At 44.4% G+C, this 25,657-nt stretch carries 27 protein-coding genes; 1 reads left to right on the top strand and 26 read right to left on the bottom strand.

The genetic code is table 11. The annotated features are described in order from the left end of the window. Positions 1-261: 261 nt before the first annotated feature. The 10 genes from DW642_RS04765 to DW642_RS04810 all read right to left on the bottom strand — a co-directional run bounded on the left by DW642_RS04765 (position 262) and on the right by DW642_RS04810 (position 9,432). The gene (locus DW642_RS04765; RefSeq protein WP_117509444.1) at positions 262-1,386 is read right to left on the bottom strand and encodes a DUF6602 domain-containing protein; all 1,125 of its coding nucleotides are present in this window, start codon (positions 1,384-1,386) and stop codon (positions 262-264) included. 97 nt (positions 1,387-1,483) lie between these two features. Next, positions 1,484-2,830: a reverse transcriptase/maturase family protein gene (locus DW642_RS04770; protein ID WP_117509445.1), complete on the bottom strand. Its 1,347-nt coding sequence runs from the start codon at positions 2,828-2,830 to the stop codon at positions 1,484-1,486. Positions 2,831-3,266: 436 nt separating this feature from the next. Then, positions 3,267-4,403 carry a penicillin-binding transpeptidase domain-containing protein gene (locus DW642_RS04775; RefSeq protein ID WP_117509446.1) on the bottom strand — a complete coding sequence of 379 codons (1,137 nt, stop codon included), beginning with the start codon at positions 4,401-4,403 and terminating at the stop codon, positions 3,267-3,269. Between the two features lie 188 nt (positions 4,404-4,591). Further along, positions 4,592-5,884, bottom strand: coding sequence for a plasmid recombination protein (locus tag DW642_RS04780; protein WP_117509605.1), 1,293 nt, complete (start codon positions 5,882-5,884; stop codon positions 4,592-4,594). 170 nt (positions 5,885-6,054) lie between these two features. After that, a complete protein-coding gene (locus tag DW642_RS04785) occupies positions 6,055-6,258 on the bottom strand; it encodes a hypothetical protein (protein ID WP_242991127.1) in 204 nt (67 codons plus the stop codon). Positions 6,259-6,363: 105 nt separating this feature from the next. After that, positions 6,364-6,597, bottom strand: a complete 234-nt coding sequence (locus tag DW642_RS04790) for a complexin-2 (RefSeq protein WP_117509448.1) — start codon at positions 6,595-6,597, stop codon at positions 6,364-6,366. A gap of 100 nt (positions 6,598-6,697) precedes the next feature. After that, positions 6,698-7,828 (bottom strand): AAA family ATPase, encoded by a 1,131-nt coding sequence (locus tag DW642_RS04795; RefSeq protein ID WP_117509449.1) that lies wholly within the window; start codon positions 7,826-7,828, stop codon positions 6,698-6,700. After that, a complete protein-coding gene (locus DW642_RS04800) occupies positions 7,825-8,148 on the bottom strand; it encodes a plasmid mobilization protein (protein ID WP_117509450.1) in 324 nt (107 codons plus the stop codon). The genes DW642_RS04795 and DW642_RS04800 overlap by 4 nt, the downstream gene beginning before the upstream one ends. Beyond that, a complete protein-coding gene (locus DW642_RS04805) occupies positions 8,132-9,232 on the bottom strand; it encodes a site-specific integrase (RefSeq protein ID WP_117509451.1) in 1,101 nt (366 codons plus the stop codon). The genes DW642_RS04800 and DW642_RS04805 overlap by 17 nt, the downstream gene beginning before the upstream one ends. A gap of 20 nt (positions 9,233-9,252) precedes the next feature. Then, entirely contained in the window at positions 9,253-9,432 is a 180-nt protein-coding gene (locus DW642_RS04810) for a DNA-binding protein (protein ID WP_117509452.1), read from the bottom strand. Positions 9,433-9,754: 322 nt separating this feature from the next. On the opposite strand from DW642_RS04810, the gene DW642_RS04815 reads away from it, so the two are divergent. Then, positions 9,755-10,282 carry a helix-turn-helix domain-containing protein gene (locus DW642_RS04815; protein ID WP_117509453.1) on the top strand — a complete coding sequence of 176 codons (528 nt, stop codon included), beginning with the start codon at positions 9,755-9,757 and terminating at the stop codon, positions 10,280-10,282. A 190-nt stretch (positions 10,283-10,472) separates the two neighbouring features. Here the strand turns inward: DW642_RS04815 and guaA are convergent, their stop codons facing one another. From guaA to DW642_RS04895, 16 genes are all read right to left on the bottom strand, one after another. Further along, complete coding sequence (guaA, locus tag DW642_RS04820; protein WP_117509454.1) at positions 10,473-12,017, bottom strand: glutamine-hydrolyzing GMP synthase; 1,545 nt, start codon at positions 12,015-12,017, stop codon at positions 10,473-10,475. A gap of 158 nt (positions 12,018-12,175) precedes the next feature. After that, positions 12,176-13,054 carry an aldose 1-epimerase family protein gene (locus DW642_RS04830; protein ID WP_117509456.1) on the bottom strand — a complete coding sequence of 293 codons (879 nt, stop codon included), beginning with the start codon at positions 13,052-13,054 and terminating at the stop codon, positions 12,176-12,178. A 90-nt stretch (positions 13,055-13,144) separates the two neighbouring features. After that, on the bottom strand, positions 13,145-13,624 hold the full coding sequence (locus tag DW642_RS04835; RefSeq protein WP_022462125.1) for an S-ribosylhomocysteine lyase: 480 nt from the start codon (positions 13,622-13,624) through the stop codon (positions 13,145-13,147). Positions 13,625-13,652: 28 nt separating this feature from the next. After that, on the bottom strand, positions 13,653-14,153 hold the full coding sequence (locus DW642_RS04840) for a GreA/GreB family elongation factor (RefSeq protein WP_022462124.1): 501 nt from the start codon (positions 14,151-14,153) through the stop codon (positions 13,653-13,655). Positions 14,154-14,303: 150 nt separating this feature from the next. After that, positions 14,304-16,337 carry a carbohydrate-binding domain-containing protein gene (locus DW642_RS04845; RefSeq protein ID WP_117509457.1) on the bottom strand — a complete coding sequence of 678 codons (2,034 nt, stop codon included), beginning with the start codon at positions 16,335-16,337 and terminating at the stop codon, positions 14,304-14,306. Then, positions 16,337-16,585, bottom strand: a complete 249-nt coding sequence (locus DW642_RS16750) for a hypothetical protein (RefSeq protein WP_330410107.1) — start codon at positions 16,583-16,585, stop codon at positions 16,337-16,339. Before DW642_RS16750 ends, DW642_RS04845 begins: the two co-directional genes overlap by 1 nt. Further along, on the bottom strand, positions 16,557-16,790 hold the full coding sequence (locus DW642_RS16755) for a hypothetical protein (protein WP_330410108.1): 234 nt from the start codon (positions 16,788-16,790) through the stop codon (positions 16,557-16,559). Before DW642_RS16755 ends, DW642_RS16750 begins: the two co-directional genes overlap by 29 nt. A 286-nt stretch (positions 16,791-17,076) precedes the next feature. Then, positions 17,077-17,850, bottom strand: a complete 774-nt coding sequence (locus tag DW642_RS04855; protein ID WP_117509458.1) for a polyphosphate polymerase domain-containing protein — start codon at positions 17,848-17,850, stop codon at positions 17,077-17,079. 278 nt (positions 17,851-18,128) lie between these two features. Further along, positions 18,129-19,226: a glycoside hydrolase family 172 protein gene (locus DW642_RS04860; RefSeq protein WP_055227238.1), complete on the bottom strand. Its 1,098-nt coding sequence runs from the start codon at positions 19,224-19,226 to the stop codon at positions 18,129-18,131. A 225-nt stretch (positions 19,227-19,451) separates the two neighbouring features. After that, positions 19,452-20,132, bottom strand: coding sequence for an ATP-binding response regulator (locus DW642_RS04865; RefSeq protein ID WP_147326099.1), 681 nt, complete (start codon positions 20,130-20,132; stop codon positions 19,452-19,454). Between the two features lie 185 nt (positions 20,133-20,317). Beyond that, the gene (locus tag DW642_RS04870; protein WP_022462118.1) at positions 20,318-20,569 is read right to left on the bottom strand and encodes a hypothetical protein; all 252 of its coding nucleotides are present in this window, start codon (positions 20,567-20,569) and stop codon (positions 20,318-20,320) included. A gap of 12 nt (positions 20,570-20,581) precedes the next feature. Continuing rightward, complete coding sequence (locus DW642_RS04875) at positions 20,582-21,163, bottom strand: xanthine phosphoribosyltransferase (RefSeq protein WP_055218716.1); 582 nt, start codon at positions 21,161-21,163, stop codon at positions 20,582-20,584. Positions 21,164-21,259: 96 nt separating this feature from the next. Then, on the bottom strand, positions 21,260-21,877 hold the full coding sequence (locus DW642_RS04880) for a nucleotidyltransferase family protein (RefSeq protein ID WP_117509460.1): 618 nt from the start codon (positions 21,875-21,877) through the stop codon (positions 21,260-21,262). Further along, the gene (locus tag DW642_RS04885) at positions 21,868-24,207 is read right to left on the bottom strand and encodes a xanthine dehydrogenase family protein molybdopterin-binding subunit (protein WP_117509461.1); all 2,340 of its coding nucleotides are present in this window, start codon (positions 24,205-24,207) and stop codon (positions 21,868-21,870) included. The genes DW642_RS04880 and DW642_RS04885 overlap by 10 nt, the downstream gene beginning before the upstream one ends. After that, on the bottom strand, positions 24,204-24,674 hold the full coding sequence (locus tag DW642_RS04890; RefSeq protein WP_022462114.1) for a (2Fe-2S)-binding protein: 471 nt from the start codon (positions 24,672-24,674) through the stop codon (positions 24,204-24,206). Before DW642_RS04890 ends, DW642_RS04885 begins: the two co-directional genes overlap by 4 nt. Further along, the gene (locus DW642_RS04895) at positions 24,674-25,483 is read right to left on the bottom strand and encodes an FAD binding domain-containing protein (RefSeq protein WP_117509462.1); all 810 of its coding nucleotides are present in this window, start codon (positions 25,481-25,483) and stop codon (positions 24,674-24,676) included. The genes DW642_RS04890 and DW642_RS04895 overlap by 1 nt, the downstream gene beginning before the upstream one ends. Between the last annotated feature and the right edge of the window lie 174 nt (positions 25,484-25,657).

The following is a 25,657-nucleotide window of genomic DNA, read 5'->3' on the forward strand; positions in this document are numbered from 1 at the left end:
AGACCGCAAAAGCGGTCTGCTATTTGTCAAGGTGCTCGTATTCTACCGTTTACAAAACAAATGCCGGAAACCCGCATAAATACAGGCTTTCGGCATTTCTGTCCGTTATTCAAATTCGGCGTGTTCTTTGTTGTTATTAACTATATTAGTTTAAGTTTTATGCAAATACACACCGTTTTTTACTTCAATTACATCATTTATTCTGGCTTACTGATTTTCTGTTGCCAAAATGTTGCCATACAGACAATTACAATTTTTATACTACTTGTTATTTTTTAGCATTTCCTCTCTATGGCTGTCATATATAGCATACATAAAATTTTCTAAATCATCAAGAATTTTCTTTTCAACCAATGTAATCTTTGTACCACGCTCATAAATTTTATATGCGTCTATTATCACCTTGTTATTCATTAACTTTCCAAAATAATTTAAAGTAGAATTCATTGGTACTAAATCCAAAGAACCATGCATCATTTTTAATGACGGTATATATGTACCGAACACATGCTCAAGAAACTCCTCTTTTTTTAATTTGCCACTAAGCATTCTTGTCCCATACTCCTTTAAAGTCTTTATTTCAGACATTCTTACCATGTTATCCATAACACTAATTGTTCCGTCGTCTGGCACATAATCTGCCGGTATTGAAAAAGAAGTATCTAATATGGCTGTACTCTGTGCATATGCAACCATATCCGGTGGAAATATCGTTATACTATTTAGTATTTGAGTCAAAATCAAATAGAATAAAAGCAGTGCATCATTTGCGTTATTAAATATTCCGTATACTGTATTTTCATCTGGTAATAATGATACATTTGTCAGTCCATTTTTATTCACTGGTAAAATAACCCCTTTATTTAACACGCATATACAACTTATCCTTTTATCAACCTCTACATCCTCCGACAATTCATTGAGATTTTTATATACCGCTTCTAGAGAAGCATCGGAATCATACGCAAATACCATCCCCGCTGTCGGAAAAGAGTAGCCTGAAGTTGTCTTTTTCTCAAGTTTTCTCACACTCTCAATATTTTTAACACACTTCCTCAATTCTTCTTTGGTCAACGTCGATTTAACTTCAACAACCCCATAAACACTTTCAATCGGCACAATTTTAGTACCATCCATATCTACGAGGTATGGTGTCAAAAATTTATCATGTATAATTATATCCACCTGTCTACTTTGTACATCCTTACAATCTACAATCGTACCTTTCGAAAAACAATATTTTTCAGGTATATAACATTTCAAATACTCTTCAAGTATATTTTCCCTTGCCGTTCCTTTTTCTCCATTATGCTGTATTTTACTCGTTATTCCCTCAAAATCAATTTGCATTTTTTTAGACACTGACATTAATATATCTTTAAGCATAACATCCCCCATATCTTACAGTTTGTTTGATCAACCCACATATATAATAAATTTTTTTAATCTTTTATCTATAAATATCCGAAAATCCTCCACAAATCTATAAAAAAATTTCATCCAATATCCTACGAATTTTCAGCATATGTCTTCTTGTTTTTCTGTCTATAGGTTCATTTTCTCCAAAAACTTTTTGAGCACGCTGAACATACGATATGAAATTTCCTTTAATATGTCCATTTGAATCTTTTAAATGCGCCCCTTTAACAGTATACTTCTCATATAAATTTTTACAGCTTATTCTTTTTCCCGAAGGAGTATAGCCTTCATTTTTCACTATAGTTTTAAGTTTCCGATATAATCTGTAATAATATTTCGAAATAGTTTTATCCCTAATTGTTATCTCTTTACCGTCAAATGTAAATCCTAAATAATCAATCTCATTTTTTCCATTTAACACATCCTTTAAAAACAATGCATTACAACTTTTTAATGTTGTATCTCTATATTTATATATTTGTGTTTTATCTGGTTGTAAAATTAAATTTGGAATTTGTTTAATTTCATCTATTATACTATTCAATATCTCCCTAAAATCATCTTCTGATATTCCAGGCAGAATAATAATAAAATCATCACTATATCGCATATACAGACCCTTGTATTTGTTCGCTAAATTATACATTTGCTCATCTACTACTATCATATATACATTTGCTAATACCGCACTAATTGCCGACCCTTGTGGTATCCCATAGTTTTCTTTATGTCTAATAATAAATTCTTTCTTATGCTTTTTAAAATCTTTTTCAGATAAAACTTTACGTTTAGAATTTAAAATTTGTATATCTTCTTCTGTGTCTGTTAAATTATTTAGTTTAAGTAACTCTGTTAATTCCCAAATCGAATATTTTGTTATATTTTTAAATACTGCGTAAAAATCCGATGACAACATATCAACTTTTAAAACATCACACATTCGTTTTTTCAAATAGCCATGATCTAAAGAATCAAAAAAATGAGAAAAATCTCCTATTATTACAAAACTTTCTTTCGTTTCTCTAATACAATCAAAAGCTCTTTTTGCGAAATGAATATTATTTTTGTGCAAATTATCTCTATATGCAACCGCAGCCAAATTCATATTACGTTCTTCTAAGTATTTATTATATTTTTGATTCAAAAGATACCCATAATAAGAATATATATATCTATCAATATGTGCAGAATAACATAAGTGCCTAGATTTTTCTTTTATATAACCTCTTCCGTCTTTCCTAGTAAATTTATTAAATTTCTTTTCATAATGTATAAAAGGATAAAATCCATGTTTCACAATGTTAGTCGGATCACTGATATAATCCCAAACTTTGTCCAATGAAACCTTTTCATCAAAATGCGCATATTTTCTTGCATTTGCATTTTTCGTTTTCCATTCGTATAAATCCATACACTCTTCCTATTTAGCGAAAGACCTACCAGCATGAGGGATAGCATCTCTTGACTGATAGGTCTTCTTTCAACATGGTATTCAATTTTGTCTTTCGACAGCTTTGATGTGGTGCCAGCTATCCATTATTCGTTCAATACATATCTATGTTAGAATAGATAAGAAGGAGATGATTCTAATTAACATTCTTATGTGGTTATTCATAAGTTTGCAACCAGAACACCAGTCATATCTGAAAGAGCTCTTTCAGGTATTGACAACAATTCCTTTCCCTTATATCTCATATATAAGGCACTTTAAATATAACTCATAACTACCCCTATGTCAATATATACCAGTCATTTATCTCCCTCAAAACACTCTTGAAGTATAACGCAATATAATCCTTTGAGAAACAAGGTTTCCAATGTCCCTAAAACACAACAAGCACAGCCATTTATTTCAGAATCTCCAAAGCCATTTCTTTAGCTTTATTTCCAGAAATCTGATCTCTATGTTCACTATCATTTAAATATATAGCAATGTATTTCCGTTCTCCATCTGATTCAGAAAAACCAACAAACCATGCCTCTCCATTCCCACTTCCTGTTTTTCCATAAATTTTCTGGGAATCGTTTTCATCCACTAACATTATTCTTTTCAAAATTTCTATATTTCTGCTATCGTAATCACTATGTCCCTCAAATATCCTACTCAAAACTTCTACTTGTTCCAACGGCGAAATTTTCAACGAAGAATCTAACCAAAAACCATTTAGATTTTCCAAAGGATTGATATTGCTACCATTCCACTCCGAAATATCGCAATTCCCGTACTGTAAATTCTTTAATTCTTCCTGCATTTTATCCCTACCAACTAAATCTATCACTTCTCGAAAATACCATATACATGATTTCTCAAATGCTTCTTCTAATGTTAAATCCCCATTCCATTCTGCATTTCCATAATCCGTTCCGTCATACCCCATTGTCGACGATTCATCAACAATAACACCTCTTTGTAATCCTAATAAAGCTGAAATAATCTTAAAAGTAGAATAGGGCGATACTTCTTGCCGACACATATCTTCATTAAAAAATGAATATTCCTCTTGTACTGGCGAATAAATCACCGCACAGCCATTAATCTCCTGAAATGCCCCGCCTAAATCAATCTTCTTTTCACTTATCCCTTGTTGTGTTTCTTCCTGTTCCGCTTTCTCTCCATCAACTTTCTTAAAATTTACACCACCTTTTGTATTTTCTCCTATAACTGTAATCTTATATGTTCCACTCTCTTGAATTTCAACATCAAAATTTTCAGAGGTTACTATATCATCTCTTTCATAAATCGGGGTATCACTATCTTTTTGAATTTTTATCGACAATTTTCCACTGTCAACTATAACTTCCGTCCTAATAGTATCTCCCGATTCTAAGAACAATGATTGCTCATCCGTAGTATTAAAAATTTTGTACTTCATAACAAACTGGCTATCATTCCCTGTTCTGCTACCATCAAATGACGATTTTCCGCATCCACTCAATAAAAATACAATAAAAAAAACACATATTATACTTAAAGACCGTTTCATATTGTCCTCCTATATCTAGTCATAAAGTAATTGTTTTCATTATATCTCCCAGTCATTTCACTGTAAAGCAAAACCAGCAAATCCCTATCAGTCCATCAAGAGTAAACTTTATAGCTACACTTTTCTCGACTAACTGACGAGGATTCACTTCATGACAGTTAAGAGGGCTTTAAGCAGCCCTCTTTCAATCACCGAACTTCTCTACTGTGTTTTCTCCTTACAGCCCGTTTCTGTTCAGCTTCTATCTGTTCCTGTTGCTTTGCCCGGTCAATAACTGCATTTACTTGTTCAGCCCCCATAACTGTTCTTACACGACCAAAATCCGTTGCAATCGTCCGAAGTTCCCGATTTTCCCCTAAAAATTCTTCTAATCGGTTCTTTAACCTTTCATTTCTGTCTTGCTCTCTGTTATATGCATCTTGCAGTTTTTCAAATCGGTTAGAAACACTCAAATATTCCCGATACACAGCCCGCAGAACTGTTATGATTTTCCCAATCAGTGGTTTTGCTTTTTTCTCTCTATAAGACTTTCCGCTTTCCAATGTTCCTGCTTCCGGCAGCACTTCCTCTGGATCATACGAATACTTAACTGCAAATCGTTCCATATCCTTTACCATAGGAGCAATCTCCGCCAGTTTTTTCTCATATCGTGCTGCTTCTTTCTTAGCCACTTCTACTTTTTTATCTGCTTCCTCACGAATTTCCTGTGCGGAGTGAATCTCCTGTTCAAGATTTTCCAATTCTCCCAACCACTTTTCACTGGTTTCCAGTATGGCAACATTATGTTCTTCCAAACTTTCTTTTTTCGCTTCCAACTCCGCAACTTCCTTTGCCCGTTCCTTTTTCTTAAAGTCCAAAACTGATAAATGCTTTTCATGTGTGCCTTTCTGTTCCCATTCAATCCCACGTTCCAACATAATTTCCGCAAGCTGTTTTTTCTCATGCTGTACCCATTGATTTAATTCTGTTTCGCTTCTGGTGCCTCCTTTAAACCCAAGAGCCGATAACGCCTGTTTCAAAGAAACTCTTGTATCGAGTCCTCTTTTGCTTCCTGTCGTATATGGTACAAAATCAATATGTAGATGCGGTGTCGCTTCATCCATGTGCAAGTACGCAGAAAATACCCGTAGCGTAGGATTCCGTCTTTGAAAATCACGCATATATTCATCAAGCACCTTTGCAGCAAGCTGTCCGTTTTCTGTTGTCGCTCCCATATTGTCTTTATCTCCAATTTGCAGAATGATTTCATGGAACGGTTTCTCCTGTTTGCCGAAACAAATTTTATCATAATAATCATCAATCTTACGGTCACTTCTGGTCTGCTTCTCGTTGTATCGAACAAGAGCTTCATCAAACAATTCGTGATACACGTCTTTGACATCTTCGTTACAGTATTCTACATTCAGATAACTTCTTTCCGAATCTATATTTTTTGCATGGAATTTTCTGCTGTTATGATTAACAGAACCTTTTCCTGTCATAAAACTAATTGTTCGCTTCAATCTTTATCCCTTCTCCCTGTTTAGGGGTAATCAGTGCCGGATACGGCACATAGCTTTGTTACTTTCGTCGAAAGTAACGCAAAGGCACTTTTGACAGCCGTTCCGTCCATCAAAAGCTGCCATTGCGCCCTGCCGGGAGCTTTTCTGTCCTACGGACGGGCGGCTTTCAGCCGCTTTGCTTCTGCCACCATAGCTTTTCGGATAGCTGAAAGCATATTTTCTATCGTATATTCATCCCATCCGGCAAGCCATATCAGTATCCGCTGTTCATCTTCTGTCAGCTCTACCTCTCCGAAAATTTCATTGAGGTCAGCAATCCTCCTGGCTTCACTTTCGTAAAAATACTTATTCACGTTCCGAGTTCCCCATTCCGGCTGAATTATCATCCAATCACACCTTTCTCTTTGTCTGCTATCACAGGGGTGTGACACGCCCCTGTCTATTCTCATCAAGAAACACTACCAGCGGAAACTGTCCAGCACTCCACGTCTATCCAGATATTCCTGTCTGGCTTTTTCCCGTTCCTCCTGTGTTGGAGCAGTCTTAAATTTCCCATATAGTTCATGCTGCACCAAAGAATCCAGTTTCTTCTCTAATCCCTGCCGGATTTCATCCAAACAAGTATCATCCTCCACCAGATAGTGACGGATCAGCAACATAAACAATTCATAAGGAATCTGTACATTCTTCATCTTCTCTCCCTTTCTGCGTCAGTTTGCGTCGATAGCGTCGATATTTTCCACACCAGCCTGCTATCAAAAATACCGTCGCAACCGACGCATATCGTCGCTTTTATTCTTTTACTTCAAGGCGTTTCAGAATGATTTTTCTTTCATGCCCCCGCTTATTATCATAGAAAATCCCATAGTCATTGAGCAGCTGGCTATTGACAGTATTCAGCCTTCTGGAAAGCACATTCGCCTGTATCTGTATATCCGGCAGTTGCTTTACAAGTTCTGTCGCTGTTCCCTCCCACGCCTGTCTGTCCTCTGTCAGAAACACATTGATTGCTTCTAAAAGAGGGTTCGGTGGCTGTTTCCACAACTCTGTTTCTGCTTTCTTGAATTTCCATACACAACGCTCCCTGTCAAATTCTATAGTCAGTTCCTGATCCGGCTGGTCACGCCCCACAATATCCATCACTGCTTCATTGTCTGTCCGTTTCTTTTTGTGCATGATAAACGCCCCATCTGCCGCACCCAACAGTCCATTTGTGCCGGAAATCATATCAAAGCTGTCCTCCGATTCCAGCTTGCGTGTATGATGAACCACCAGCAGGCAGATACCATATTTATCGCTGAATGATTTCAGCTTTGTCACAATCTCATAATCGCTGGAATAGCTGTATCTATCCCCGCCAACTTCACGCACTTTCTGGAGCGTATCAATAATAATCAGCCTTGCGTCCTTATGCTCTTTCAAAAATCCTTCTAATTGCCTGTCTAATCCCTCATTCAAGGTCTTTGCCTGTGTTGCAAAATACAGATTATCGGCACACTCTACACCAAACATACCGGACAGTCGGCGTTGAAGTCTTGCATAATCATCTTCCAATGCCAGATACAGCACTGTTCCTTTCCGCACCGGATAATCCCACAACGGAATCCCCATTGCCACATGATAGGCAAGCTGTGCCATGAAGAATGATTTTCCTACCTTTGGCGCACCTACAAAAAGATATGTGCCGCCATAGAGAAAACCGTCTACAATCGGTACTCTCGGCACAAAAACAGTGTCATACAATTCCGGCATGGACATGATATGCAGTCCGCCATCCCCAGATTTCTCTGGGTTTTTGATGGCTTGCTGATTGATTTGTTCCTGTGAATTTGCTATAATTTCATTGTGATTTTTTACATTCGGCTGCACCCCATCTGCGCCAACAGATGATACGGGAGCAGTCGTTTTCATTTTTTCTATCATTCATCTTCTCCTTTCAATCCCTCTAACGTAATTGCAATTACCTGTAACGTATAGAGCAGTTCATCATTATCCGGGCTTACTGTTTCCAGTCGCTTTAATTCCTCGTGAATAGCTGCCATCTGATTTTTTAATGCCTTATAAACTCTCGGATTCCCCTGTACAACCACGTCCCTGCACGTCAGTCGTCTTATGATATATTCCTGCTTTGTCAAACCAGACAATGCTACCAAATCATTAAGCAGCTTCGCTTCTTCATCTGATACCCGAAATGCTACAGTATGGTTTCTCCAACGCCCTTTATAATCAAGACTTCTTTCCATTGCTGTCCTCCTTTTCCATTCGCTCCATTTCCAACTTTTCTGCCATTTCTGTCTGAACAGTTGGAAATAAATGTGCATACCTGTAAGTGATTTTTTCTGCTTCGTGTCCTACTCGTTCCCCAATCGCCAGCACTGAAAATCCTATATTTATCAGCAACGATACATGGCTATGCCGAATATCATGCACCCGAATCTTTTTCACTCCCGCCTGTTTTGCACCTCGCTCCATCTCATGGTTGAGATAAGATTTTGTAACCGTAAACAGCCGTTCATCTGGTTTGATGTCATAGAGCATTTTGATATACTCCTGCATTTCTTCGCAGAGAAACGGGGGCATTTTTACGGTACGGTTGCTTTTCGCTGTTTTAGGGCTTGTAATAATATCACGCCCTTTGGAACGGTGGTACGTCTTGCTGATTGTGACCGTCTGCTTCTGGAAATCAAAATCAGCAGCAGTAAGAGCCAACAGCTCACCGGAACGGATACCGCACCAGTAAAGCATTTCAAAAGCATAAAAGGAACGTGGCTTATCCATCATGGCTTCTGAAAATTTTAGATATTCCTCTTTTGTCCAGAAGTCCATCTCCTTTGGAATTTCATTTCCCATTGTGCCAGCCCGTCTTGCCGGATTGTAAGGCAGATTATAAAAGTTTACAGCATGGTTAAAAATTGCTGTAAGCTGTGCGTGTATTGTCTTCAGATAATCTGCTGAATAGGGCTTACCTTTCTCATCCTGATACGCCATGAGTTCATTCTGCCATGCAATAATGTCTTTTGCTTCAATCTCTGCAATCTTCCGATTTCCAAAATAAGGTAAAATCTTTGTGCGTATTACATGGCTTTTAGATTCCCATGTACTTTCCTTGACACGCTGCTTTTTATCTGCCTCATAAAGTTCAAAAAAGCTGGCAAATGTCATATCCAGTTTGGAGTTCTGTTTCAGCATAACCTCATGTTCCCAGGCTTGTGCTTCTCTTTTTGTTGCAAACCCACGTTTCTGTGTCTGTTTCCGTTCCCCTTTCCAATTCGTGAAACGATAAATTACCCTCCACGTTCCCGTAGCATTGTCTTTATATACAGCCATTTCCATCATCTCCTTCCAACTTAATCGCTGTAACAGACCTTCTTATGAAAGAAAGTAGTATTTACACGCCCCGCTACTGTCATATACCCTTGTTTCTGCAATTCTGTGTTCAATTCCCTTACAACCTGATAGGCTTTGGACTTTGATACCCTTAATTCTGTTGCCACTTCTTCCACCGTCATAAATGATTTTTCTGCCATCTATATCCTCTCCTTTCCCTAAAATTCCTGCCGTTCTCTCCTTCCCGTTCTGACAGGCAACCCTTTTCGGCGCTGTGCCAGTCCCTCTACATAAGGAACGCTCGCTTCTTTTTTAAAGGTCATGGCGTTTGTTCGGTTTGAACGGTCATTCAATTTTAACTCTTTTTGTTTAAGTTCTGTTTTTATGATACTAAATAAATTCCGTTAAGTCAAGTGGTTTGCAGAAAAATCTTAACTTTTTTTATTTAAGTCCCGCTTGCTATTCCTATTTCATCATGTTATACTAACTTCAACAGAAATGTTTAGTATCGGAGGTTTTATTATGGCAATTGGCAAAAGAATCCGCTTTTTCCGCAACCGGAAAGGCATGACACAGAAACAATTAGGCGAACTCCTCGGTTTTCTGGGAAAGACCTCTGATGTCCGTATGGCACAATACGAATCAGAATCCAGAACACCGAAACAAGACCTTGTAAAAGAAATGGCACATCTCCTCGATGTAAGTCCTCGTGCAATCACTGTGCCGGAAATAGACAGTTATATCGGACTTATGCACACGCTTTTTGCGTTGGAAGATATGTATGGCTTAAAAATCGGAGAGATTGACGGAGAAGTGTGTCTGCGGTTAGATAAATCTGCCGGAACAACCTACACCACTATGTTTGATATGTTCCATGCATGGCAGGAACAGGCTGCCCGTCTGGAACAGGGCGAGATAACCAAAGAAGAATACGACCAGTGGCGGTACAAATATCCTGAATTAGACACCTCAAAACAATGGAGAAAGGTCATTCCCTCACAAGAACTCAGCGACCTTATCTTACAGGACTTGAACCCCGAATCCGACTAATTTTCAACCTCGAAACGTACAAAAACCTTACCGACTTTCAGCTTTATTTCTGAAAATCAGTAAGGTTTTCTGTTATTGAAGTATTCTGTTATTCAGTGAGTGATACTCTAAATGTTGCCAAATCGTTGCCAACGCTTAAACAAATTTGCTTGAAACCCGCATGAATACTAGGTTCTTAAAGTCCATTTCATCATTCAAATTCAATGGTTGCCGGTGGTTTTCCTGTGCAATCATACATAACGCGATTGATGTGTTTTACTTCGTTTACAATTCTGCTCGTTGTTTTTCCGATGACATCCCACGGAATTTCTGCGCTTTCGGCTGTCATGAAATCGGTAGTGGTTACGGCACGGAGGGCGATGGCATAATCATACGTTCTTTCATCTCCCATGACTCCAACGGAACGCATGTTGGTCAGTGCTGCGAAGTACTGGCCGATTTCGTAAGCGATGCCGGCTTTGTCGATTTCTTCACGCCAGATTGCGTCGGCGTCCTGAACCATTTTCACTTTCTCGGCGGTTACTTCACCGATGATACGAATACCAAGACCCGGACCCGGGAATGGCTGACGGAATACAAGATATTCCGGAATGCCGAGTTCCAGACCGGCTTTTCTTACTTCATCTTTGAAGAGGTTGCGCAATGGCTCGATGATTTCTTTGAAATCTACGTAATCCGGCAGTCCTCCGACATTATGGTGAGATTTGATAACGGTGGATTCTCCGCCGACACCGCTCTCTACAACGTCCGGGTAGATGGTTCCCTGTACAAGGAAGTCTACGGCACCGATTTTCTTTGCCTCTTCTTCGAAGACACGGATAAATTCTTCACCGATAATTTTACGTTTTTTCTCCGGCTCTTCTACGCCTTTTAATTTGGCATAGAAACGCTCCTGTGCATTAACACGGATAAAATTCAGGTCATACGGACCCTCCGGTCCGAATACAGCCTCTACTTCATCGCCTTCGTTTTTACGCAGCAGACCGTGGTCAACAAAAACGCAGGTGAGCTGATTTCCAACTGCTTTGGAGAGCATAACGGCTGCAACAGAGGAATCAACGCCGCCGGAAAGGGCACAGAGTACTTTTCCGTTGCCAACTTTTTCGCGGATAGCTTTGATAGACTCTTCTACGAAGGAATCCATGTGCCAGTCACCGGCACATTTACATACATTGTATACAAAGTTGGAAAGCATCTTCTTTCCTTCTTTGGTATGAAGAACTTCCGGATGGAACTGGGTTGCATAGAGCTTTTTCTCTACGTTTGCAACGGCTGCTACCGGACAGTCCTCCGTATGGGCAATGATTTCAAAGCCCGGGGCTGCTTTGGAAATATAGTCGTTGTGGCTCATCCAGCAGATTGTTTTTTCAGATACATTTTCGAACAGTGCGGAACTGGTATCTACGGTTACCTCAATTTTTCCATATTCTCTGACCGGAGCTACTTCTACTTTTCCGCCCAGCAGATGCATCATCAGCTGTGATCCGTAGCAAATGCCGAGGATCGGAATTCCAAGTTCGAAAATTTCTTTTGTATAGGTCGGGGAATCCGGCAGATATGCGCTGTTCGGGCCGCCGGTAAAGATAATACCTTTCGGCTGAATTTCTTTAATCTTTTCAATATCTGTTTTGTAAGAATAAATCTCACAGTAAACGTTACACTCACGTACACGTCTTGCAATTAACTGATTGTACTGACCGCCAAAATCAAGTACGATAACCGTTTCTCTTTTCAAAAACGTTCCCTCCTGTTTTTTCTTCTGTGCATGCCAAACCACATGCGTTTTTGGGCTTGATGCTAATTATAGTAAAGAAACCGTAAAATTTCAACCCCCGAAGCATAGGAAACGTGTTCTTTTCCCCATACTTTAGAGTTTTTTCTCTTTTACCTGGTTTATTCGCCAATGGCGATGGTGTAGCTTGCCTGAAAACTTTCTCCTGCCTTCAGGTGCTGTTCACCATATTTGTCTTTTAATTCACCATCAAAGCCAACGTTGTCACAGCGGCCGATCCATGGCTCGAGACAAACAAACGGAGCGTCTGCTTTTGGCTTGGACCATACACCAACGCTTGGGAAGCCTTTACAGGTGAGGGTAACGTACGGTTTCCCATCTACTTCCACGCCAACGCGCTCTACCTGCGTATTGTCGAAGATCAGAGCATCCTCGTCGAAAAGGGTTCTGGTATATGGGATTTTTCCGTTGATTAATGACAGTTTCCGTGGATGTGCCGCATCAACACCTGCTGTTTCTGGATCAATCAAAACATATTCAAGCTCTGTCTCGCCATGGTTCCGAAGATCTTTGTTGAAGACAATGTCGTACTGCTCCGGAATCATAAATGCCGGATGCCCTCCGACAGAAAAATAAAGGTCTTCCTCTCCGGTATTTTCTACCTCCCAGATAACAGTCACGGTTCTGCCTGAAAGTTTCTGGGTTACGGTAAAAGCAAAGTCGAACGGATAGACTTTTTTTGTCTCATCGGTCGATACCAGACGATGTACGGTTTTATTTTCTGTATTTTCCATGCACGCAAACTCTTTGTCACGTGCAAAGCCATGCTGGCCCATCGGGTATTTGATACCTTTGTGGGTATAGAATCCACCGTTTACTTTTCCGACAAACGGGAACAAAACCGGTGCGTGGCGGTTCCAGAAGGCCGGATCTCCGATCCAGACTGCCTCACGGTCAGCTTCCTTATCGTAGATACTGCAAAGTTCTGCACCGTGATCGCTGATCTGCACACGCAGTTTTTCGTTTTCCATGGTTCTCATACTCTGTTTCCCCCTGTTTTCTTTCATTTTTTGTAACTATTCAGAGCCATGCGAAATTGCATGGCGCTGAATAGTTACCATTTTTAGAATTTATTCCGGATAGACGAGACGGGATTCATCAATTCCGTACAAAACCTCATCCAGGTATTTTTTGCCAAGGTAGTTTGCCATGGACAGATTCATATCCAGATAGTTTCCGCAGTCTTTCGGAGATGCACCCGGGACTTCGCCCTTGAAATCGCGGATAAATTCATACATTTCTATTACGAGTGAAACGATATCTTTCGAGCTGTAATCACCGGCCAGCAGCAGGTAAAATCCTGTACGGCAGCCCATTGGACCAAAATATACAGTTTTATCTTTCCATTCTTCGTGATTGCGAAGGAACGTTGCGCCAAGATGCTCAATGGTGTGGACTTCAGCAGTATTCATAACAGGCTCATCGTTTGGAGATGTCATGCGCAGGTCAAAGGTTGTGATAACGCTGTCACCCACATGATCTTTTCTTGAAACGTAAATGCCTGGTTTAAGTTTGATATGGTCGATCGTAAAGCTTGCAATTTTTTCCATCACTGGTATTTTCCTTTCTTTCTGTCCTTTAATAGCTGCGGAGTTCATCATCGGTATCCGCAGTGTTTTCGATGGATTTGATGATGAGATCATAACTATAGGCATCGCTTACTTTTACAGTGACGCGGTCGCCGACTTTATGACCCAGAATGGCTTTTCCTAATGGCGAGTCGATACTGACGTATCCTTTGAGAGAATTACCACGAACGGTGGTGACAAGTTTGTAGGTTTCTGTCTCATCATCTTCTTCGATGTAAACCTGGACGGTATTGTTGATGCCGACTTCGTCGTCCTTTGAGGTATCTGAAATAACGTGAGCGGTTTTGATCATTTTTTCCAGATAGCGGATGCGGCTTTCGTTGCGGTTTTTGTCCTGTTTGGCAGCTTTGTATTCAAAGTTTTCGCTGAGATCGCCCTGGGCACGGGCTTCTTTTACAGCCTCGAGTTCTTTTGGACGGACAACCAGTTTGCGGTAGTCGATTTCTTCCTGCATTTTTTTAATATCGTTTTCGGTCAGTTTATCATACATGATTTTTCTACCTCTTTTCTTGTGAGGTTATTTTAGCACAGAATACGGCAAATTGGAAGTAGGAAGACAGCCACGGTAGAATCATGAGTAGAATCACTTTCTTACGCACCGGAACAGCAAATGTTCCGGTGCTGAATGAACTATAACGGTTCACTCAGCCGTGTCGCTTGGTTTTGAAGGCGGAGTTCCTTTGTTGTCGCTGTTATTTGGCATTTTTCCACCTTCGGGATCGCTCATCGTTTTAACAGACCGGGTTCCGGCGGTGGTGATGATGTCCGTGAGGGTGATCTCTTCGTTGTCGGTACCGGCAGTCAGAGTATACGTTGCGTCCAGTTTCATTTCGGGGCAGGTCAAAACGATGCTGGCGTAGGCTTTTTCAGGTGTAACCGTGAAGAGGGCACTTCCATCGCTGTCTGTCAGTGTGATGGTAGTGTCAGCGGACTGGGTTTCCGTACTGTAATAGGTGATAACGGGCTGGGTGGAAGCTTCGTCGAAGCTTTCCGTCATGCCGGCACTGCCGATAGCAGCTAAAGTTCCGCCGGTCACAATTGCACTTCCGTCGTAATCGAGGGCACTGTCACCATCGCTGGTCGGCCCGTACACAATCGTAGTTCCGCCGGTCACGAGAAGACTGCCGTTGGAATCAAGACCATCACCATCGGCGGATACGGTCAGGGTTCCGCCGGTAATTTTAATGTAAAGCTCAGAGTTGCCTTCGCCGCCGGGGCCTCCCTGCATCTTCTGTGGAGCATCGCCGTCAGACGGAGCATTCCCCGGATCGAAGTTCTGCGGCGCATTTCCGCCAGACGGAGCGTTCTCCGGATCGAAGTCCTGCGATGGCTGCATATCGCTGCCGTTTTCTGTATCAGGCGGCATTTGCGGAGGTTCCTTTCCGTCTGCCGCACCGGATATGCTGCTATCATCACCGGAGTTTACGGCAGCACTGCTATCGTTGTTTGAGCTTGCGGCATTGCTGTCATCGTCACCGGAACCGGCCGCATTGGCGCCAGGATTTATGGCGTTGGCGCCATCGTCGCCGGAATTTGCGGCATTGATGCCATCGTCGCTGGCGTTTATGGTAATGTCACCACCATTGACCACAACGCGTTTTCCTTCCAGTCCTTCGTAGCTTTTTTCAACAAGGATCGTTCCGCTATGAATGACGGTGTCGAGATCCGCATGGAAACCGTCATCACCGGAGTTTACGGTGATGGTTCCGTCATCGACAACAATGCTGCCGGTTGCATGGAAGCCGTCCTGTTCCGCCTCGATCGTAAAAATTCCACCGGCAATATAGATATTTCCAAGCTCTGTGTCATCCGTATTCTTCGCTTTGACCGCACTGTTTGCAGCATCAATATCAAAGCTTCCATCCAGAATTTTAATCTGATCTTTGGCTGTGATCCCGTTGTCCGCAGCGGCGATTTTGTAGGTTCCGCCGGTAATCACAAGGTCATCTTTGGATACAATCCCGTGCTTGTAGTCTGCCTCGATGGTCAGACTTCCTGTCCCGTTGCAGACAAGATCTGATTTGGAGAAGATAACGCCGTCTACCGTGTTGTCGTCAATCTGAGTGTACTCGTTTCCACCGCCAAGCGTGTTGCTGCTGTTTTCAGCAAGCGTGATGAAAACTTTGTCCGCTTCGCGAACGTAGATGGCAGCATTTGTCTCACAGTTGATATGGACTCCATCGAGTACGATCTGAACCTTGTCGGAATCGGATGCGTCTACGATAATCTGGCCATCCTCAAGTGTTCCGCTTACGACGTAAACACCTTCTTCCGTGATGGTAATTGTGCTGCCGTCTGCTTTGGCTCCGCTGCCGGAGACGGTAGCTGTCGTCTTATTAAGTGTAATTTTTACGGCTTCTAATGCTTTATAGCTTCCGCTCTTCTCACGGTCTGTGAATTCGGTGTCGATAGTGGATTCGGTCAGTTCCAGGTCAAAATTAATATCGGAAGCACTTTCCATTGCATTTTCCGAAGCTGTGCTCTCTGATGTGGCCGCCGCGTTGTCGGCAGATGTTTCGCCGGTTGACTCTGTACTGGCGGATTCGGTATTGACAAAACTGGCTGATGTCACTGCTGTGCCGCATCCGCCGAAGGCCAGCGATGATGCAAGAAGCAGGCTGACGACTGCGCCGGTCTCTTTTTTTCTGTTTTTTTTCTTTCTGTTTCGATTCATTATAATTCCTCCCTTCCGGTCTGCGCACGACTACACAGGATTTCAAGGTTTCCGTTTCTGCAGCGGAGCTGGTCAATCATGTTTTTCTCTTCGCCTTCCTCGCGGAATACGATGCGATACTCCAGCTTGAAAAGACTTCCCATATTCGTGGTTTTTACCTGTACAAGCTCGCAACGGGTCAGATACCTGGCAAAGATATCGTCAAAAACACTGGTATAATCAAGGGACTCCGGTTCCAAGATTTCCATTGACGAGCATGATCACCCTCTGTACGATCACAGGCATCAGAACAAGCGTGACAGCAAAGCTTTTGGTGCATTCGCTTTTGTACCTGTAAACAGCAGCGATCAACAGTCCCAGAATCAGAGACACTGCTGTGCAGGCAAGGAACTGACCAAAGGTGAAGGCGGCGGTTGTTTCTGTAAAAACGGAACTGAATATTGCGTTAAGCATAGCAAATTCCTCCCAGAATTTTTTTATTTTCTTGTCTATTCAGAGCCCCATCTCGATTCCGCTTACGCTACATCGCGATGTTACTTCTCGCCATATGAAGTTCCAGAAAAACCGCTCATTCATGCAAGCATGATTCGCGATTTTTCTTCTATTTTGCATGGCTCTGAATAGTTACATTTTCTTTTTTGTGAAGCAGATTATGTTTGAAAAAGGCTTTTCGCAAGCTGTGAGTCCACCCACTGCTTCTTGCTTTTCGCAATGGCCGCAGAGGACTTACCTGATTCAGCTAACGGAATGCTGTTTTTGATACGGTTTGCCGGATATCTGTGAATGGTATGAAAGCTTTTTCTTCTGATACTTTCTGATTTTCGATCTGATAGGCAAAGCCGTATTTAGAAAATGATGCCGGATAGATTGCAAGATCATCCAGAATTTTGCTGAACCATAGGGGCACAGCACCTGGTGATTTCACCTCCATGAGATACCAGCCTGGTTCTAAAAGCCTGGTTCCTTCCGTTGGACCGTCAAGACACAGATTGTCGGTACGCCATCGGATATTGGTGTCGAAGGTAACACGAAAGTTCCTGTCTTCCGTGCCGAAGCAGGCGATGCGGTCGTAGGCGATGTACATAGCGGGAGCAAGCCCCCGGTAGTAGTTGCGAAACCAAGTGATTTCGTGGAGAATCTGGCTGTCGAAGCCCGGTTCTGATTTTCCCGCAAGATAGGGAACCGCTTCTGATAATATCATGCGCTCGCGGCGTTTGTAGACGATTCCTTCATATTTTTTCTTTAGTTCTACGTATATGGGGCTGGTCTCTTTGGCCGGACCATAACTGCGGAGTCGCAGTTTTTCTTTGTAGACGGGTTTTTCCAGCGAACGGCGGATGGGCTGGTGATCCGGGGTATCGTAATAGAGGCTGCAGATGGTATCAAGGCCGTATTCATCCATCTGCAGATGACCCGGAAGGCTCTTGCGAAGCTTGCGGGCCATGATCGGGGAAAGCATGTATTTTGTTTCATACCGTTGGAAGGTCATGGGAATCTGTTGGCTTTGTATCATAATCGATTGATCCTTTCGTTTGATTTACTTCCGGAAATGTTTTTTACATTTTTAAGTATAATGAGGAAACTTTAAAGGAACCTTAAAGAATGGACGGAAAATGTGAAAGATTTGTGAAAAGACGGACCTCTGTAATCCGGATCGCTTTTTGAATACCATATAAAAAAAGAAAGAGCCCTTTTCCGGACAAATTCGTTGGAAGCGAATTTGTTCGGAACGGACTCTTGCAGCCGCTATGCAACGTCATGAAACATATAAAATAGGAAAAGCGTCAAAAATCATCTTGGCCAGCGCTCTTTTCTGGACATGAGTGGCGCGAATGGTACATGAGGATGCGTCTGGTACCAGTAAGCTGTGGTAGCGACATCATCCTGACGTTCAAAGAGACCTCCATGACTGACGCCAATCTGCTGAAGGGTTACCTTAAGATCCTTCTCAAAAAGGATAGGATCAAGAAGGTGCCAGCGGTAGAAGCTGCGCTGTGGCATCTGATCATCATTGTGGTAATCATTATGAAGGAAGGTATCGTGGGTAGAGTAGTAAGGATATCCAAGATACGGAGTGCAGTACTGATTTTCAACGGTTTGGCCATTTTGCTGTGTTGCAAAGCTCCAGGCACCACCGAAGTAATCTTCTGTTCCGGTTCCGCAGATGGTTGGATAATCCTTGTCTCCATCGATGTAGAATTTCATCTCACCTTCTCCGTACCAGTAGCGTTCGAGGCTGGTAAGTGCAAGATACGTTCCAACGTACTGGCCTTTCCCTTTGATGTTGTCGAGGACAACGTAGTCTTTTGCCTTTTCCGTTATGCGCTGACGACGCCACTGGGCATGGAAATAGGCAGCATCTTCCGGAACCGTTGTCAGGCAATAGTCGATCTGATAAAAGAAGGCCGGAATCGGCTCATCACACTGATTTTCAATGGTAATACGGGCGTTTTTACGGAACGGCATCGGGAAATAGCTGTTGAAACCACGGGTCGGATTGACAGCAATCGGGACTGAGTTTACCTGGTAGGAAACACCGAAGCCGCAGCAGAAGAAATCGCCAAGCGGGCATTCCACGGATGGATCTTCTTCGTCATCCCAGTACATGCGCAGAACAAGATCCCGCAGAACATAACGGTTACGTTCACTGGTACGGTCTGTGACGGTGATCCAGATGTGCTGAATGATGCCTTCTCCCTGGATCTCACCAAGTGTTACGGTCTCTCCTGCTTCTATTTTCGGGATACACGGGGAACCTTTTCTGGACGGACCAAGATCGCTGGATGCCATGCCGCCTTTTCCTTTTTCTCCATTCCGGTTTTCCCAGTTAATAGAACGGGACTGTCCGCTTTTCAGCTGGAAAATGTTTTGTAAACCACAATCAAACATCATATATTCCTCCTTTTGTTTTCTTTTGTTTTCTTTTGTTTTCTTTTGTTTTCTTTTGTTTTTTCTCTCTTGGAAGCTTTTGATTTCTGCTTTTTTGTGTGTCTGCCTTTCCTGCCCTGCCGTCATTTTTCCGTTTTTCCGGAATTTTGTTTCTTTCATCCTTTTGCCGGAAAGACTGCTTTAAAACAGATGCCATCTCGTGTCCGCTCTGCGGTGATTTTTCCCTTATGTGCCTTTACAATTGCAGCAGCCACGGAAAGGCCGATTCCATAGCCGCCTCTTTCCCCTGGCCCGCGACGCATCCGCACGGTAGAAGCGGCCAAAGAGGCGGTTGAGATCACCTTCCGGCAGTGTATCGCAGGTATTCTGCACCGAAAATTCTGCTTTTTTGCCGTTTTTTCGCCAGAAAATGTGGATTTTTCCACCCTCCGGAGTGTATTTAACGGCGTTATCCACAAGAAGAGAAACGAGCTGGTGAATTCTTGCGGCATCCCCTTCCATATGGACTTCTTCTGCAATATCGCTCTGCAACGCGATCTGTTTCGTAACCACAGAGGCTTCAAAGGACGTTACGGCATCCATGATGGTTTCTGACGCATTCCATGTTTTCAGCTCCAGTTCTCCGCCACCTTCCTCCATTTTTGCAAGCGTCAGAAGCTGTGTTACAAGACTGTTCAGACGCTCAATCTGGTGATGAATGCTCTCCGTCCACTCTCTTAAGACCTCCAGCCCGCTTTTTCCCGGCATCATAATATCCAGGATCATGCCGTCATAGTTTCCGCTCTCTGCCCAGTCCGCAGCATCAATTCCATTATAAACAACATCTACAGAATAATGGTTATGTGTAAACACTGCTTCCAGCGCGTGCGCCATCTCTTTTTCATCTTCTGCCAGCAGCAGTCTCATATCGGTTCTCCTTATTTTGGTAATTTTCAGGATTCTCCGCCGGCGGCGGGTCGCTTCAGCGACATAATTCCCCCTCCGCCGCAGTGCGATCCTGCCCGGAGGGCTTTTTGAATTTACAGAAAAATTCAAAAACATCCGACCGGCACTTTTGCATGGGTGCTCGCAGCCGGATGTTCGGTTTGCATTCATTTTCTTTTTTTCTCTGCCCGTCTCCGCAGCAGCTCTTTTGCGCCTGCGTACAACAGAAAATATACCGTCAGAATCATGACAACTACAATCCTGTTATCTTTCAGGCTGAAAAAAGAGGTCACATTGACTGCCGCCAGAAACAGCAGCAGTGACACACTGAGATCAATTTTTTCTTTTCTGTCGGCCAGCACCATTCCTGCGGCCGCCAGAACCAGAAGAACGGCAATTCTTGCAATCAGATTTGCCATTTTGACGCCTCCTTACTGTTTCCGGAAGGTAATTTCCCCGGTTTTATCATCCATACCATCGACGATGGCAAGAGATTCCAGATGAATGCCGCGGTCACGCAGCAGTTTTCCTCCGATCTGGAACCCTTTTTCGATGACAACGCCTGCTCCTACGAGCTCTGCACCGGAATCCTGTACCAGGGTTGCCAGTCCTTCCAGCGCTTTTCCGTTTGCCAGGAAATCATCGATCAGGAGAACTTTGTCTCCTTTTCCCAGAAATTCTTTGGAAACAATGATATCATAAACTCTTCCATGGGTGAAAGATTCTACTTTTGTGGTATAAACATCGCCGGCGATATTTTTGGTCTGTGTTTTCTTTGCAAACACAACCGGAACATTAAAAATTTCAGCCACAACACAGGCAATTCCGATTCCAGATGCCTCGATGGTCAGAATTTTCGTGATCTCCTCTCCCGCAAAACGGCGCTGAAACTCTTTTCCGATTTCCCGGAACAGATTGACGTCCATCTGATGATTTAAAAAGCTGTCCACCTTCAGGACATTTCCCTCGCGTACTTTTCCGTCTTTGCGGATTCTGTCTTCCAATAACTGCATTTTTTGAAGCCTCCCGAATTTTTATTATACCCATTGTACTTACTTCTCACTGGAAATGCAAGTCCAAATCCATCAAATTTCGCACTGTCTCAAATTTTATTCATGGCAGCCGCCGGTGTCTCTGCAGCAGAGATCCTCTTTCCGGTCCAGATCCTTTAATTCCCACGCGGCTTCGACCAGGAACGGAATTACCGATTCCCAGTGCCGTTTCAGCACCTTTTTCCCGCCTCGGTCGCCGGAAAGTTCTTTTAGTTCTGAAAAATAAGGTTTTGAGAACCACGCCGGATTGCCGCTCTCGCCGCCGCAGAAAACGCAGCCAAGTGGAGCCTTCTGCATCTCCATGGATTCCAGAAAGCGCTCCGCCGTCTCTTCCTTCAGGTACGGCTGATCCGCCGCAAAACACGCACAGGCATCGGCATTTTGCTTCTCCGCCGCCTCGATTCCCGCGCGGATTGTATAGGAAATTCCTTTTTCGCTGTCCGGCGAAAACACCGTCTGCAGACGCCCGGCTTTTACCAGCGGCGCAAGCTCCTCCAGAATCCTTTCATACTGCGTCACAACCAGCAGTTCCCAGTTCTCATGCCTTCCGGCAATTTGGGCCAGCCGGTCCAGCAGATGGCGGTACACCGCCTTTCCATCCAGCGGATAGAGCAGCTTATTTTCCCCGAACCGTCTGCTGTTCCCGGCTGCCAGATAAAGTATCGTTACTCGCATTCTTTTTCCGCAATTCCCATTGCAATCTGCTCGCTCGTGATCGGCAGTTCGCGGAACCACAGACCCGTCGCATTGTAGATTGCATGTGCCAGCGCCGGAGCCGGTGTGTTGATGACGATCTCGCCGATCGATTTTGCACCGAACGGACCGGTCGGCTCGTAGCTGCTCCGAAACTCGACGCGCAGCCTGCCCATATCGAGGCGGGTCGGCACTTTATACTGCATAAACGAATTATTGATCATCTGACCCTTGTCCGTGTACTGGATATTTTCAAACAGCGTCATGCCGATGCCCTGCACCAGACCGCCCTCGACCTGTACGCGCGCAAGGTTCGGGTTGATGACGGTTCCGCAGTCGACAACGGCGGCATAATCGAGAATCCTGACCTCGCCGGTCTCTTTATCCAGCTCGATCTCGACCGCACCAGCCATATAAGGCGGCGGCGATACCGGAGAGCAGTTGCTTTCCGTCGCTTCCAGCGCGATGCCGTTATTGCACATGGCCGCTGTTGCGATTTCTTCCATCGTCATGCTGCTTCCGCTCTTTTCATGCACGACGCCGGTACCGGTAAATTCTGTCTCATCTTCCGGCACGTTCATCCGCTCTGCCGCCAGGGCACAGATTCGTTTCCGAAGCGTCATGCAGGCTTTTTCCACCGCTTTTCCGGTAATATACGTCGTACTCGATGCATAGGAACCGGAGTCATACGGGGACGTATCGGTATCTGCGCCGACAACGGTAATGTCATCCACATCACACTCCAGACACTCTGCCGCCATCTGGGACAGAATCGTATCGCAGCCGGTTCCCATATCGGCCGCTGCGATCAGCATCGTGTAGCCGCCGTCGTCGTTGACTTTGATCGTTGCCGATCCGACATCGAGATTGGAAATACAGGAGCCCTGCATCGCCATCGCAATGCCGACGCTGCGCACCTTTCCATTTCCCATATCACGGCACGGATATTTCTCATCCCAGCCGATCATCTCTTTCGCACGCTCCACGCACTGGTCAAGCGCACAGCTGTTTGCCGTTTCGCCATAGTAAGCCGGCATGAACTGTCCCTCACTGACCATGTTCTGCTCCCGGATCCGGATCGGATCGATGCCAAGACGCGCTGCCATCTCACTGACAGCAGATTCTACGGCAAAGATACCCTGCGTCGCACCGTATCCGCGGTAAGCACCGGCTGACATTACGTTGGAATACACAACATCATACGCAAACCGGTAAGCCTCAAGAGATCCATACATCGGAATCGATTTGTGGCCGGAAAGGCCGACCGTTGTCGGTCCATGCTCGCCGTATGCACCCGTGTTGGAAAGTGTATACAGATCGATCGCACGGATTCTTCCGTCCTTCATCGCACCGAGGCGGATCGTTACTTCCATCTCATGGCGCGGTGTGGATGCTGTCTGGGACTCTTCTCTCGTAAAGATCATTTTCGACGGTTTTCCGGTTTTCCAGGTTACAAACGCCGGGAAAATTTCGGCAACCACCGTCTGCTTCGCTCCGAATCCGCCGCCGATTCTCGGCTTGGAAACACGGATCTTCGATTTCGGAATGCCGAGTGCATTGGACAGAATGCGGCGCGCATGGTAAACGATCTGGGTCGAGCTCAGCACATTCAGCCGTCCGTAGGTATCCATAAAGCAGTATGTCCGGAATGTCTCCATCATCGCCTGCTGGGCTGCGCGTACATGATACGTATGCTCTACGACCTCATCGCACTCTGCGAGCACGGCTTCCACATCTCCGTTGTGATCTTCCGCACTTGCACAGAGATTTCTCTGATTGTCCGCACCGACCGGACAGAGCGATTTCCAGCTTTCCTCCGGATGCACCAGCAGTTCATTATCCTTGGACTGATGAAAATCCAGAATGGCCGGAAGCACTTCGTACTCTACTTTCAGGAGCTTCCGCGCACGGTCCACGCATTTTTCATCTTTTCCGGCAATAATCGCCACCGGATCTCCCACGTAGCGCACATGCTGATCGAGGATCAGACGGTCATACGGGCTTGGTTCCGGGTAAGTCTGTCCTGCCATTGTAAAACGCTGTTTCGGCACATCCTCCCAGGTATAAATCGCCTCAATGCCCGGAACACGCTCTGCTGCCGTCTTTTTCACGGATTTTACGATTGCATTGGCATGCGGACTCCGCAGTACCTTGACAATCAGACAATCCTTCGGCGCCAGATCATCTACATAAACCGGCTTTCCGGTTACCAGCGCGAGGGCATCCTTTTTGATCACCGGCTTATTCACACTGCAGAGCTGATCGGTTCTTCCCGACCAGTCCGGTTCATAGATATGATTTTCTCTGCTCATGACGCACCTCCCTGCTGCTTTTTCCAGGCAAGGAAATTCAAAATTCCCCGAAGCTGTCCTTCATATCCGGAACAGCGGCAGAGATTTCCCGCCAGATATTCTTTAATTTCTTCCTCACTCGGATCCGGATTTTCCCGGAACAGCGCAATCGCATTCATAATCATCCCCGGATTGCAGAACCCGCACTGCTCGGCGCCCTGTCCGGCAATAAAGGAACCAAATTCTTCTGCTTCCTCCTGCAGGCCTTCCAGCGTATCCACCTTACATCCATTCGCCCGCGCCGCAAGCACCGAACACGACAGCACCGGTTTTCCCTCCAGAAAAACCGTACACAGCCCGCAGTTCGACGTCTCACAGCCGCGCTTCACACTGTAGCATCCCTGGCTTCTCACAAAATCGATCAGGAGCATGTCTGCATCAATTTCCGCTTCCGTCTTCTTTCCATTTAAGATCATCGAAATCTTCATCACTGCTCCTCCTTCTTCTGAATTTCTTCCATACATCTGCGCAGCAGCACCCGTCCCAGATGATGACGATACTCTGCACTTCCGCGCATATTACTGCCATACGTAAGCTGATCAGAAATCTCCGAAGCCGCCGCTTTCAGCTCCTCCGCAGATGCCTTTCCAGCCGCCAGCTTTTCCGCCAGCTCTGCCGGAAGCTCTACACGTGCCGCCTTCGCCGGTCTTGCCCCAAGCACCGCACATCCTTTTCCGTCTTCCACCCGAACCGCACACGTCAGCACCGGGAAATCCGTTCTGGAATTTCGATGACTCTGATAAACCGTAACACCCTCATGCTTCTTCACAATCAGCCTTACCAGCACATCCCTGTCTCTCTTTGAACAGGCAAACTCCGCCAGCGGCATCCGTCCCGCATGAACCAGCTCCACCTCCGTATCCAGCGCCAGAAACAGCGTCAGCACATCCGAAAATCCAAATCTGCCGAAAATACTGCCTCCCACCGTAGCCAGATTCCGGAACTGCACTCCGACAATACTCCGCACACTCTCCCGTGCCGCACCGTCGGTATAAGCATTCAGCCCCTCATGCTCCTCCATCTGCCGCAGCGTCACCATACATCCAATCGAAAACTCCTCCTCGGACTCTTCAATCTGATCCAGTCCCAGCCCGGACAAATCAATCGCCGTCTGCACCTGCCTCTGCCCCATCTTCGTCCAGAGCATCCCACCCAGGATACAGGCGCTTCTCTTCTGATTCAGCTCATACGCCTCCTCCAGCGACCCCACCCGGACATAATCCTTAATCTTAATCATACTTACCCTATATCCTCCATTTTTACTCAATATAGAAGCCCATATATTTGATATTATACCCGACCTGCTCCCCCCTTTCAACTTTTTTCTATTTTTTTCAAAAAAACCCTTGCATTTTCCCTCCACATCCAGTATAATCATTCAATGTCGGAAGTCATTCTGACACAAAACAAA

It is taken from the genome of Blautia sp. AM23-13AC (assembly GCF_003435675.1).
Taxonomy (GTDB): domain Bacteria; phylum Bacillota; class Clostridia; order Lachnospirales; family Lachnospiraceae; genus Fusicatenibacter; species Fusicatenibacter saccharivorans.